This is a genomic window from uncultured Halopseudomonas sp., assembly GCF_963977355.1.
In the GTDB taxonomy this organism is placed as follows: domain Bacteria; phylum Pseudomonadota; class Gammaproteobacteria; order Pseudomonadales; family Pseudomonadaceae; genus Halopseudomonas.
This window is the reverse complement of sequence record NZ_CAXBOV010000012.1, coordinates 1-12,255: the sequence shown is the minus strand read 5'-3', so window position 1 is coordinate 12,255 and position 12,255 is coordinate 1. Positions and strand designations below refer to the sequence as shown.

At 56.4% G+C, this 12,255-nt stretch carries 12 protein-coding genes; 8 read left to right on the top strand and 4 right to left on the bottom strand.

Annotated features, from left to right (window positions below; all coding sequences use genetic code 11):
* The first annotated feature begins 73 nt into the window (after positions 1 to 73).
* Positions 74 to 406, top strand: a complete 333-nt coding sequence (locus tag AAC076_RS08095; protein WP_339844260.1) for a ChaN family lipoprotein — start codon at positions 74 to 76, stop codon at positions 404 to 406.
* 167 nt (positions 407 to 573) lie between these two features.
* On the opposite strand, the gene AAC076_RS08090 is transcribed toward AAC076_RS08095, so the two are convergent.
* From AAC076_RS08090 to AAC076_RS08080, 3 genes are all read right to left on the bottom strand, one after another.
* Positions 574 to 1,368, bottom strand: coding sequence for a cyclic nucleotide-binding domain-containing protein (locus AAC076_RS08090; RefSeq protein WP_339844256.1), 795 nt, complete (start codon positions 1,366 to 1,368; stop codon positions 574 to 576).
* Between the two features lie 195 nt (positions 1,369 to 1,563).
* Complete coding sequence (locus AAC076_RS08085; RefSeq protein WP_339844506.1) at positions 1,564 to 1,830, bottom strand: TfoX/Sxy family protein; 267 nt, start codon at positions 1,828 to 1,830, stop codon at positions 1,564 to 1,566.
* Between the two features lie 209 nt (positions 1,831 to 2,039).
* The gene (locus tag AAC076_RS08080; RefSeq protein ID WP_339844254.1) at positions 2,040 to 3,587 is read right to left on the bottom strand and encodes an AAA family ATPase; all 1,548 of its coding nucleotides are present in this window, start codon (positions 3,585 to 3,587) and stop codon (positions 2,040 to 2,042) included.
* Between the two features lie 122 nt (positions 3,588 to 3,709).
* On the opposite strand from AAC076_RS08080, the gene mrcB reads away from it, so the two are divergent.
* From mrcB to AAC076_RS08065, 3 genes are read left to right on the top strand one after another with little or no spacing between them, the layout of a single operon-like run.
* Entirely contained in the window at positions 3,710 to 6,031 is a 2,322-nt protein-coding gene (gene mrcB / locus AAC076_RS08075) for a penicillin-binding protein 1B (protein WP_339844251.1), read from the top strand.
* A gap of 17 nt (positions 6,032 to 6,048) precedes the next feature.
* Entirely contained in the window at positions 6,049 to 6,678 is a 630-nt protein-coding gene (locus AAC076_RS08070; protein WP_339844248.1) for a tetratricopeptide repeat protein, read from the top strand.
* Positions 6,675 to 7,019 (top strand): YqcC family protein, encoded by a 345-nt coding sequence (locus AAC076_RS08065; protein WP_339844245.1) that lies wholly within the window; start codon positions 6,675 to 6,677, stop codon positions 7,017 to 7,019. Before AAC076_RS08070 ends, AAC076_RS08065 begins: the two co-directional genes overlap by 4 nt.
* Positions 7,020 to 7,041: 22 nt before the next feature.
* On the opposite strand, the gene AAC076_RS08060 is transcribed toward AAC076_RS08065, so the two are convergent.
* Positions 7,042 to 7,473: a DUF4124 domain-containing protein gene (locus AAC076_RS08060; RefSeq protein WP_339844244.1), complete on the bottom strand. Its 432-nt coding sequence runs from the start codon at positions 7,471 to 7,473 to the stop codon at positions 7,042 to 7,044.
* Positions 7,474 to 7,899: 426 nt separating this feature from the next.
* Here AAC076_RS08060 and AAC076_RS08055 point away from each other — a divergent pair, with 426 nt between their 5' ends.
* The 4 genes from AAC076_RS08055 to pssA all read left to right on the top strand — a co-directional run bounded on the left by AAC076_RS08055 (position 7,900) and on the right by pssA (position 12,142).
* Positions 7,900 to 9,624 carry an acetolactate synthase 3 large subunit gene (locus AAC076_RS08055; protein ID WP_339844243.1) on the top strand — a complete coding sequence of 575 codons (1,725 nt, stop codon included), beginning with the start codon at positions 7,900 to 7,902 and terminating at the stop codon, positions 9,622 to 9,624.
* Positions 9,624 to 10,115, top strand: coding sequence for an acetolactate synthase small subunit (ilvN, locus tag AAC076_RS08050; RefSeq protein ID WP_339844504.1), 492 nt, complete (start codon positions 9,624 to 9,626; stop codon positions 10,113 to 10,115). The genes AAC076_RS08055 and ilvN overlap by 1 nt, the downstream gene beginning before the upstream one ends.
* Before the next feature lie 47 nt (positions 10,116 to 10,162).
* Positions 10,163 to 11,179: a ketol-acid reductoisomerase gene (ilvC, locus tag AAC076_RS08045; RefSeq protein WP_339844242.1), complete on the top strand. Its 1,017-nt coding sequence runs from the start codon at positions 10,163 to 10,165 to the stop codon at positions 11,177 to 11,179.
* Positions 11,180 to 11,308: 129 nt separating this feature from the next.
* Positions 11,309 to 12,142: a CDP-diacylglycerol--serine O-phosphatidyltransferase gene (gene pssA / locus AAC076_RS08040; protein ID WP_339844240.1), complete on the top strand. Its 834-nt coding sequence runs from the start codon at positions 11,309 to 11,311 to the stop codon at positions 12,140 to 12,142.
* The last annotated feature ends 113 nt before the right edge of the window (positions 12,143 to 12,255 follow it).

Below are 12,255 nucleotides of genomic sequence, written 5' to 3'. Positions count from 1 at the left end.
GGTGAGCAACACTCACCACCCTTCAATTATCGCGCGGCGCCGGTAGATTTATCGCGCGTCGCTACATGAGGCATTGGCGTTACTCAACGAAACGATCGCCACTTCCCACTGCGGCAAATTACCCGAAGAGCAATTCCCGCCGATGCTGGCAATTCAGCAGGCGCGTGACCAGCGAATCGTCAGCCAATTGATCGATGCCCCCACGCCAGCGCTGCTCCTGGCGGGCAGTTATCATGTACGCAAGGACGTGGGGGCGCCGGTGCACTGGCCGGTCAATGATGCTCCTGCGCCACTGGTGGTGTTGCTCGTTGAAGCGGGTGGTGCGTTACCCGACCGTATGCAGGCTGACTTCGTCTGGCTTACCCCCGCCCTGCCCGATATGGATTATTGCGCGCAGTGGGAGTAGGGGGAGAACCCGGACAAAAAAATGGCCCGCTCATTGAGCGGGCCTAATCCGTGATCAGCCTGATGAGGAGATAACGGCTTGAAGCAAGCTGCTATCAACAAGTCGCCTCGCAGCGACTTGTTGCTAATAATATAGATTCTCATTCGCATGTCAAGCGGTGAGTATCATTACCTCGTGGCCTGCTTGAACTGGGTCAGTTCTTTGTTCATCAGGTCTATCCTGCGGGCCATGCTTTCGATCAGGCTGTGGGCGATACGCGGGTTGCTTTGCATGAGAGCAAGGAACTGATCCTTGGGGATCATCATCACAGTGGTGGCTGCGCTGGCGATGACGGTTGCCGAACGCTTTTCCCGAGTGAAAAGAGCCATGGCGCCGAAAATTTCATCTTTCTGCACGTCACCGACCTTGATTCCCTGAACGAAAGCTTCGGCGTGTCCTTCGGTAATGATAAAAACATGATCGGCGTCGTCGCCCTGGCGAATCAGTTCGGCTCCGGCAGGAAACTGTTGAAAACCGGTTACCGGCCGTACTTCAGGTGGGCGGCTGTAGGCCAGTGCGTCGGACATGAGCGCTGCCTGGCCGAGGATGTACTGGGTAAACTGTTCCTGCCGCTGGCTATTTCCGTGAATGTGCTTGAATAGCGCTTCACGGTCATAGGGAACCAGTATCAGTGGTTCGTCGCTGCGGTAGGTGCAGGGAGCGGTGTTGAGACCCTGGCGCAGCCCGATCAGGTCGCCCTCCTGAATGTAGAACAGGGGTTTTTCTTCAATCACCGCATGCAGCAGTCCGGATTGAAGCAGGTATATACGGTTATTGCCGACATGGTCATACAGGTCGTTTACCGCATCCAGGGAAATGGGTTCCCCGCACGGTGGCAATCCATCCAACAGCTGCTCAGGTATGAGTTGCAGCGCGTTGATGAGCTTTTCTGCGTAGGGGGGCTGGTCACCGATGAGATACATGTGCGAATTCCTTTTTTGTTTTCCTGTTTCCGGCAAGACCTGCAGCTGAAAGTCGCACGAGCTCGGAAAATCTTTGCCGTTGGCAATAAGATACTGCAGTGGGTTCAGCTACCGCCAATACAAATTGTCGTGAGCGTGATCCGCTTCAACTATTGTGCGAGCGAGGCCCCAGCGTAAAGTGCTCTTCACACCTAATCAATGCTTTGCCTGACGCTGCCTGAGCTGTTCCAGCAACTGTTCCTTGTATTCGGGGTCAAGGTCGTTCCAGTGCACGCCTTGCAGAGCACCGGCAATGGCAAACATCAATGATTTGGATGCCCGAAACCCTCTTTCACGTACCGCGCAATAGGCCCCTACCGGGCCTCGACGATCGAGTTCGTCACGGTCATGAATTCCGGTAGCGTGTAGCCATTGGGCGGATGTCTTGCCGAGATTACGCATGGTCAGGAGTTCATCGTCTATCATGCAACCCCTCCTGGCGCCTGATTGGCAGGGTAGCCATGGTATCTGGTAATTGCTCGTGAACCCCTTGGCGGGATGGTGCAGGCACGGACGTGATTGTCGCGGCCGAGGACTATATTTGTTTGCATGGTCTGGGCTTCTTTTTATTGGTTCCCAGAAAGCAGTGTAGTGCGACGCGGCTGATAGGTACAGCCGCGTCGTTGGTCAAGCTAGAATCGTTCTCGAAGCTGGCTTACCAACTGGCTCAGACTGTCTTGCGCGTCAGTAGCGATACGCATGCTGCACGGTTTTTCATCATCAGTCAGTTCCTCCATCTGCTCAAGCTGATGGCGGGCAACGTTCATATCTGCATCGGAAGGGTCGATACCCTCGCGCTGCCTCTTGCTTATGCGCTCTTCGAGGATATCCAGTGAGGCTGTGCACTGCAGTATGAGACAGGGTGCGCCCTGATTTTCGATGGCTTGACGCAGCAAGTCGCGTTGAGAATGCTTGAGATTGGCGGCATCAACGACCACAGGGTATCCAGCAGCAAGCACCTGAGCGGCCAGGCTGGCCAGCCGGGAATAGGTCTTCTCGCTGACGTCCTGGGAATAAAGGCCAGCGTTCAGGTTGCCAGCTCCTTGTACACCGAACAGCCGTTTGCGTTCGGTATCCGAGCGCAGACGAATCGCTCCGAGTTGTTGCACCAGGTGCAGGGCTATGGTGCTTTTGCCTGAGCCGGCCACGCCCTGGGTAAGGATGCCGAACCGCAGGGGGACATGGGTATACCGCTCAGCCAGGTTGGCGTAGCTGTGATAGCGCGCCAACACTTCCTTGCGTTCCTGGTCGCTGACGTCGGCTTGGGTCAGACGCAACAGCGCTACCTTTGCGCGCACCATCGCCCGGTAGGCCTTGTAGTAGTCCAGCAGCGCCAGGCCGGCGTAATCACCCGTGTGCTCCAGGTAGGCATTGACGAAGCGTTGCGCCAGGTCATTCAGCCCTCGATCCTCAAGGTCCATGGCCATGAAAGCAACATCGCTCATCACGTCGATCCAGCGGAACGCCTCGTTGAATTCTATGCCATCGAACAGGGTCACCTCTCCGTCTATCAGGGTGACGTTGTCGAGATAGATGTCGCCATGACATTCGCGTATAAAGCCTTCAGCTTTACGTTGGGACAGTTGGGGGATTAGTCGCTGGAAGGTACTATGCGCCCATTGTTCGAGCTGCTCCAACTGCGCGAGATCGGCAGGGTCGCTCAGTAGTCCGCGACAGTCGGTGAAGTTTTCAGCTACGGGCGAGTGCAGATTGTTTGGCTCGCCCCAGGGCGTTTCCAGTGGGGCGCGCTCTATCTGCTGATGAAAGTGAGCCAGTTTTTCGGCAAGACTATCGATATGGCAGGCCTCCAATGAGCCTGCCCGCTGCATGTTGCCGAGCAGATCCTGTTGGCGGAACTGCCTGGTTTTGACCATGTACTCGACGACTGGACCTTCGCCGCTCAGGTTGGGTTCGCTCTCGCTGCCATGCACACTGATTACGTCGAGATAGAGATCAGGCGCAAGTCGGCGGTTGAGGCGTACTTCCTCATGGCAGAAATGCTGGCGACGGTCGAGTGTGGAATAATCCAGGAAACCGAAGTTGACCGGCTTCTTTATCTTGTAAACATAGTCGCCAGTCAGCAGTACCCAGGAAATGTGCGTTTCCATCAATGTAAAACTGGTCACTGGGTGGTCGAAGAGATCGGGATTCTGCAGGGCTTTCAGCAGTGTCTGGCTCACGGTGTATCCTTGCTTTGAAAGGCAAAAAGATCATTATGCGGGTTGGTCGGGTTCAGGCCAACCGCAAACAGGTGCGATTGTCGACAGTAGTCGATGACGCCATTTATTAAGTGCAGAGGGTTATGGCTAAAAAACGCGCTCGCAGCAAAAAGAAAGGGCTTTGGCAGGGCTGGTCCGGTCTGTTCATCAAACTCGGCTTGGTGGGCCTGGTACTGCTTGCGGGACTGACCATCTACCTGGATGCGGTGGTGCAGGAGAAGTTTACCGGTAAACGCTGGGCTGTGCCGGCCAAGGTTTTCGCTCGACCGCTGGAGCTTTTTGCTGGTCAGAAGCTCAGTCGTGATGACTTTCTCACCGAGCTGGGCGCGCTGGGCTATCGCAAGGCGACCTCTGCAAAACAGCCTGGTCAGATATCAGTCAATGGCAACAGCATCAACGTCTACACCCGCGGCTTCCAATTTTTCGAAGGGACTGAGCCTGCGCAACTCCTGAAGGTGCAGTTCCAGGGCGGACAAGTCACGAGCCTGGCGGGTAATGGAAACCTGGTGATGGGCCGTCTGGAGCCCTTGTTGATAGGTGGAATCTACCCGGCTCACAACGAAGACCGAATTCTCATTCGCCTGGAACAGACGCCGCCCTTTCTTGTGGAAGCATTGGTGGCTGTCGAGGATCGTGATTACTTCCAGCATTTTGGTGTCTCCCCCAAGGGCATTGCCCGGGCCATGTATGCCAACGTGCGAGCTGGTGGCGTGGTGCAGGGTGGTAGCACCCTGACCCAGCAATTGGTAAAGAACTTTTATCTGACAAGTGATCGCAGCCTTATTCGCAAAGGCACCGAAGCGATTATGGCGGTCCTGCTTGAAGCGCACTATTCCAAGGAGGAGATCCTCGAGGCCTACCTGAACGAGGTTTTTCTTGGTCAGGACGGACGCAGGGCCGTGCATGGTTTTGGTTTGGGTAGCCAGTACTACTTTGCCCAGCCCTTGCACGAGCTGCAGTTGCATCAGGTAGCGTTGCTGGTAGGAATGGTCAAAGGCCCGTCGATGCTCAACCCGCGTCGCCATCCCGAGCGTGCCCAGGCCCGTCGTGACCTGGTGATCGGCCTGCTGGCGGAGCAGGGAATGATAACCGAAGAGCAGGCGAGCGAGGCCATTGCCATGCCTTTGGATATCTCCGCGCGCGGCAGCATGGCGGATACCAGCTATCCCGCTTTCATGGACCTGGTGAAGCGCCAGTTGCGTGAAGACTACCGCGATGAGGATCTGACCAGTGAAGGCTTGCGCATTTTCACCAGCTTTGATCCGTTATTACAGAAAAAAGCTGAGCAGGCGGTACAGTCGACAATAAAACGGTTGACGCGTGCAGATGCGCCCAGTCCGCTGGAATCGGCGATGGTGGTTACCAGTGCCCAGGGCGGCGAAGTTCTAGCGCTGGTGGGTGGCACCGATCCGCGCTTTCAGGGCTTCAATCGAGCGCTTGATGCGTCACGACCCATAGGCTCGCTGGTCAAGCCGGCGATCTATCTGACGGCTCTCCAGCGTCCCCAGGAGTACGCGTTGACCACTCTCGTCGACGACGCACCTATAACGCTGCAGGCCGAGCCCGGACAGACCTGGACTCCGCAGAACTACGATCGCCAGTCCCACGGTTGGGTCCCTTTGCACAAGGCTCTCAGTCACTCCTACAACCAGGCAGCAGTGCGCGTGGGTGTTGATCTGGGTGTGGCCGAGGTCCTGGAGACCATCAAGCGAATGGGAGTGCAGCATGACTGGCCAGCATTTCCATCGATGCTGCTGGGGTCAGGTTCGATGACGCCGATGCAGGTGACTGACATGTATCAGACCCTGGCCAGTGGCGGGTTCAATACGCCGCTGCGAGCGATTCGCAACGTCCTGACCACGGAGGGGGACCCGCTGCGGCGTTACCCCTTCGCGGTAGAGCAGCGTTTTGATGCAGCCAGTATCTATCTCCTGCAGCAGGCGATGACGCGTGTTATGACCGAAGGGACCGGCAGATCAGCCTACAACCGAATTGATCGCAGTGTTCTGCTGGCTGGCAAGACGGGCACCACCAATGATTTGCGTGACAGCTGGTTCGCAGGTTTTTCGGATGATTTGCTGGCGGTAAGCTGGATCGGGCGAGACGATAACAGCAATACGGGCTTGACCGGAGCATCCGGTGCGTTGCAGGTCTGGAGCGACTTCATGGCACAGGCTAACCCCAGGGGGCTCAGCAGTGCGCCGGTCCAAGGTGTTGTCATGGCCTGGGTCGACACGGAGACGGGTATGGGTAGTGATCCGAGTTGTGACGGCAGTGTGCAGATGCCGTTCAAGTCAGGCTATCAGCCACTACCCGGTCCGGGTTGCAACCCGATGCTGAGTGAGGAAGGATTGAAGGACGGAGCCAACCGCCTGATGGATACCATTCGCGGCTGGTTGCAGTAATCAACGAGGAAATAGCAATGCAGATGAGACTTCCCGGCCTGCTGGCCATCGCGACAATCTTGGTGGGGTGTGCCGGTACCGGTGGCTCGGTTCCTGTGGTTGACTCCGGTCGCCCGGTATCCAGCGAAGACATAACCTACTCGCCGGGGATGCAGCCACCACAGCAGGTCGAGCGACCAGCCGGTGGTGGTGTTGTGGTTATGGTGCCGGATGAGGCTGGTGGCTCGCAGGCCGTTCAGTCGTTTCCAGTCGATATCCAGACCCAAGGTCAGAGTGGCGTTCAGAGCTCTTCTGCCGGCTCTGCTCTGCAACAGGACGAGCAGCTTGACGGCCCTGTGCTGGCATTGTTGACCACTGCCCGTGACCAGGAGGGGCGGGGCGACCTGGGCGGCGCTTCCTCCAGTCTTGAGCGCGCCATGCGCATCGCGCCGCGTGAGCCGCAGGTGTTTTACCGTCTCGCGCAGGTAAGGCTGGCCCAGGGGGACGCTTTCCAGGCAGAGCAGGTAGCCCAGCGTGGATTGAGTTATGCCGCGGGTAGACCCGCGTTGCAGGCCGGATTGTGGGAGTTGATTGCCAATGCGCGTGAGAAGCAGGGGAACGCGGCGGGCGCGGCCGAAGCCAGGCAGCGGGCACGCGTAGCGCTGTGAGAGCGGCTGTCTGGGAAGATATATGCCTGGCGCTGAATGATCTGGAAAGCGAAATGCACATGCTGGGTTTGTGGTCGGCGCAGGTTCCGACTCAGGCTCAGTTGGCCAGTACTCAGCCCTTTTGCGTTGATACTCTGACTTTCGAGCTGTGGTTGCAATGGATATTCATACCGCGGATGAGGCTGCTTGCCGACCAAGGACTCCCTTTACCCGGTACTTGCCAGGTTGCCCCGATGGGCGAGCAAGCACTCAGGCAGTTGGGTCGCAGGCAGTCGGACTTGCTGGCGCTACTCGCACGTATTGACCGAATGACGAACGCCCTGGGCCCCATGGAGGGTTAAAGGTCCCAAAGCTTTCCTATGATCAGCTGCAGAATTCTTCCAGGTCCGCGCGTGCCTGATCCATCATTTCCTGACGCTCATCTTCACCTATCCGCATAGTTTGCCCGTCGTCCGTTGTCTTGCTTAGGCGGGGATTACGCTCCATGGTTTGCAGGTTGCTGCGAATCTTGGCGCACTGCTCAGTGCGCTTTGCCGCAAGCGCAGCGTCGGTGGTAGTCGGATCCTCTTCGGTCTGCGCTTGATCGTCCTCGTTTTGTGCAAGCGGGGCGGGTGCGCGCAGCGTGCCTCCGGGTGGCGGTGGGGAGCTGATGTCCATTCGTTGATAGGCTTTGCCTTCGGGCGGCTGCTGCCCGAACTGGGGTACGCCCTGGTCATCAACCCAGCGGTACATTTGCTCGGCAGCAACGACGCTGCTCAGCAGGCCGAAGGTGAGTGCGATTAGCGTCTTGTGCATATCCTGTCCATCCGTGCGTTGAGGGCTTTAAGCCTGCCTAATATAACCGACCCCGAATGATTGGCCAGAGGTCTGTGTCCTAGGCGTGTCGGATATCATGCTTTCGTCCAACTTGGCTTGACTTGTGGCGTCCGAGTGTAAACAATTCGTAGTTCACATGAGCAGTCTGATATTGGAGCCCACTAGGTTGCCGACTCAGATTGCTTTGTTGCTCAAACCAGGTGGCGAAATCCGCCAGCTCCTGGCCTGGCACCCGCACGCGCTACCTCGCGCTGGGTGAGACAGATCCGGCATCGACAGGATCTGCCTCCATTGCACGTAGTCAAGCTGATGCATGGCAACCACCGTTGTCAATGCTCTGCCGAGCAGTAAACAGGTACCCTGTTGCCCGTCTCTGATGGGTGACAAGCTAGAGGTGATTCTAAAGTGGAGCTTTTATCCGGCGCTGAGATGGTCGTCCGCTCATTGCGTGACGAGGGTGTTAAATACATTTACGGGTACCCCGGTGGTGCCTTGCTGCATGTCTATGATGCGATTTTCCGTCAGGATGATGTCGAGCATATTCTGGTACGCCACGAACAGGCAGCGGCGCACATGGCTGATGGCTACGCGCGTGCGTCCGGCAAGGCCGGTGTTGTGCTGGTGACCTCCGGTCCCGGCGCAACCAATACCATTACCGGTATTGCCACAGCCTTCATGGACTCGATCCCCATGGTTGTGCTCTCGGGTCAGGTTGCCAGCAACATGGTTGGTACCGACGCCTTTCAAGAGACCGACATGGTGGGTATCTCCCGCCCTATCGTGAAACACAGTTTCATGATCAAGGATCCGCGGGAAATCCCCGAGGTCATCAAGAAGGCTTTTTATATTGCCCAGAGCGGTCGCCCGGGTCCTGTGGTCGTGGATATTCCGAAAGACATGACCAACCCGGCCGAAAAGTTCGAGTACAGCTACCCCAAGAAGGTCAAGCTGCGCTCATACAGTCCTGCTGTTCGCGGCCACTCGGGTCAGATTCGCAAGGCGCTGGACCTGTTGGTTGAAGCCAAGCGTCCGATTATCTATTCCGGTGGTGGCGTAATTCTGGGTGGCGGCTCTGCCCAGCTTACCGAACTCGCCCGTGAGCTCGGCGTGCCGGTAACCAATACGCTGATGGGGCTCGGCGCCTATCCGGGTACTGATCCGCAATACATCGGCTGGCTGGGTATGCACGGGAGCTATACGGCTAACGTGACCATGCACCACAGCGATGTAATCCTTTGCATCGGTGCGCGTTTTGATGATCGGGTAATTAACGGCGCGAGCAAATTCTGCCCGAATGCCAAGATCATTCACGTTGACATCGATCCCGCATCCATTTCCAAGACCATTCGGGCTGATGTGCCTATCGTTGGTCCGGTCGACAGCGTGTTGAGCGAAATGGTTGCCATGGTCAAGGAACATAATCTGCGTCCTGCCAAGGAGGCACTAACCAGTTGGTGGAAGCAGATTGGTGAATGGCGTGGTGAGGGTCGGATGTTCCCCTATGATGAAGGCGATGGCTCCATCATCAAGCCGCAAAAGGTTATCGAAACGCTTTGGGAAGTGACGCAGGGTGATGCCTATGTCACGTCCGACGTGGGTCAGCACCAGATGTTTGCGGCCCAGTACTACCCCTTTGACAAGCCTAATCGCTGGATCAATTCCGGTGGTCTCGGCACCATGGGGTTTGGCTTTCCTGCGGCTATGGGCGTCAAATTGCACTTCCCGGATGCTCAGGTGGCCTGCGTGACGGGGGAGGGTAGTATCCAGATGAATATTCAGGAACTGTCCACCTGCATGCAGTACAACTTGCCGGTCAAGATCATTACGCTGAACAACCAGGCCCTGGGCATGGTTCGTCAGTGGCAGGATATGCAATACGGCGCAAGGCATTCGCACTCCTACATGGAGTCGTTGCCGGACTTCGTCAAGTTGGCCGAGTCCTACGGTCACGTTGGTATTCGCGTAGAGAAGCTTGAAGATCTCAAGCCAGCCATGGAGCGCGCCTTTGCCAATCGCGACCAATTGGTGTTCATGGATATCCGGGTAGATGACTCCGAACACGTATATCCGATGCACATCAAGGATGGCTCGATGCGCGATATGTGGCTGAGCAAGACGGAGCGCACATGATGAGACATATAATATCCGTGTTGCTGGAAAACGAGCCGGGAGCCTTGTCCCGTGTAGTCGGGCTTTTCTCCCAGCGCAACTACAACATCGAAACCCTGACCGTGGCGCCGACCGAGGATCCGACGTTGTCGCGCCTTACGCTGACCACGGTTGGGCATGATGAGGTGATTGAGCAGATCACCAAGAACCTCAACAAACTCATTGAGGTGGTCAAACTGGTGAACCTGTCGGAAGGGGCGCACATCGAACGCGAGCTGATGCTCGTGAAGATCAAGGCCACGGGCGCTCAGCGTGCCGAGGTCAAGCGTACTACCGACATCTTCCGTGGGCAGATTGTCGATGTAACCAGCAGCGTGTACACAGTGCAGTTGGCAGGTACCTCCGACAAGCTGGACAGTTTTATCGAGGCGATTGGGCCAACCACCGTCATCGAAGTGGTACGCACCGGCGTTTCGGGTATTGCCCGGGGCGAAAAGGTTTTAAGCATCTAATCACACAGCAGGCCCGGATAGGGTCTGCCAAGAAACAGGGGAATTTCATGCACGTTTTTTACGATAAAGATTGCGATCTGAGCATCATCCAGGGCAAGAAAGTAGCCATCATCGGTTACGGCTCGCAGGGTCACGCCCATGCCTGCAACCTCAACGATTCCGGTGTGGATGTTACCGTCGGTCTGCGTCCAGGTTCTTCTTCAGTAGCCAAGGCAGAAGCCCATGGTCTGAAAGTCAGCGATGTGCCATCAGCCGTTGCTGCAGCAGACGTTGTGATGATCCTGACTCCTGACGAGTTCCAGTCCCAGTTGTATCGTGACGAGATCGAACCCAATCTGAAGCAGGGTGCTACATTGGCCTTCGCCCACGGCTTCGCGATTCACTACAACCAGATCGTGCCACGCAAGGATCTGGACGTAATCATGATCGCGCCCAAGGCGCCGGGCCACACCGTACGCACCGAGTTCACCAAGGGTGGCGGTATTCCAGATCTGGTCGCCGTATTCCAGGATGCGTCAGGCAACGCCAAGAATGTCGCCCTGTCCTACGCCTGCGGTGTAGGCGGTGGTCGTACCGGTATTATTGAAACCACGTTCAAGGACGAAACTGAAACCGATCTGTTCGGCGAGCAGGCTGTTCTCTGCGGTGGTGCTGTCGAGCTGGTCAAGGCTGGCTTTGAGACTCTGGTGGAAGCCGGTTACGAGCCCGAGATGGCTTACTTCGAGTGTCTGCACGAGCTGAAGCTGATCGTGGATCTCATGTATGAAGGCGGCATCGCCAACATGAACTATTCGATCTCCAACAACGCAGAGTATGGCGAATACGTTACTGGCCCAGAGGTTATCAACGCCGAGTCTCGTGAAGCCATGCGCAACGCACTCAAGCGTATTCAAAGCGGCGAGTATGCCAAGATGTTCATCGCCGAAGGTGCACACAACTATCCTTCGATGACTGCTGCTCGTCGGATCAACGCAGCGCATCCGATCGAACAGGTTGGCGAGAAGCTTCGTGGCATGATGCCGTGGATTTCCGCGAACAAGATTGTGGACAAGAGCAAGAACTGAAGCATTTCGGATGCAACAGACAAGGAACGCGGCTACGGCCGCGTTTTTTGTGTCCGGTCTCGCCATAACTGGCAAACCGAGTGATCAGTTGCCACACTGTCTCCTCGATAACGTTTTCAGGGTACATTCATGACGGACAAGCAAGAGCATCAATCCACCGATGACGACATGCAGGCAGCACACAACATGCTGCCGATCGATGAACACATCGAAGAGGTACCGGGTCCGGGTGGCGAGAAAATTCGTCACCGGGGTATTTACCTGCTTCCCAATCTGTTTACTACCGCGGCGCTGTTCTCCGGGTTCTACGCTATTGTCAGCGCCATGGATGGAAACTTCGCCAATGCTTCAATCGCGATATTCGTAGCCATGGTGCTTGATGGGCTGGATGGTCGGGTTGCAAGAATGACCAACACGCAGAGTGCGTTTGGCGCTGAATTTGACTCGCTTTCGGATATGGTCGCCTTTGGCGTAGCGCCAGCGCTGGTTGTTTTTAGCTGGTCGCTGAGTGATCTGGGTAAGGTGGGCTGGATATTTGCGTTTATCTATGTCGCCGGTGCGGCCCTTCGACTAGCCCGTTTCAACACTCACGTAGGGGATGAAGACAAGCGGTTCTTCACTGGTCTGGCCAGTCCATCAGGCGCAGGTCTGGTAGCCGGGATGGTCTGGGCGCTGAGCGATTTCGGAATTGATGGTGGCGATATCAGCTTCCTGGTCGGTCTGCTTACTGCCCTGGCGGGCTTGATGATGGTCAGTAACGTGCGGTACTACAGCTTCAAGGACTTTGATCTCAAGGGACGGGTACCGTTTTTCGTGATTCTGCTGGTGGTGCTGGTATTTGCGATCATTTCCACTGATCCGTCACGGATACTCTGGTTTATCTTCATAGCCTATAGCGTCTCTGGACCGGTGCAGGCCCTGTGGCGCTGGCGTCAGAAGCAGAAGCCCGCTCCCGAAGTCTGAAGTTCTCCGCACTCTTTATAAAATAACCGTCAGAAATCAGTTGACGGTTATTTTCTATCCCCTATAATGCGCGTCTGCCCAGTCAGGGCGCTTTGAATAAAGCGCTTTACAAT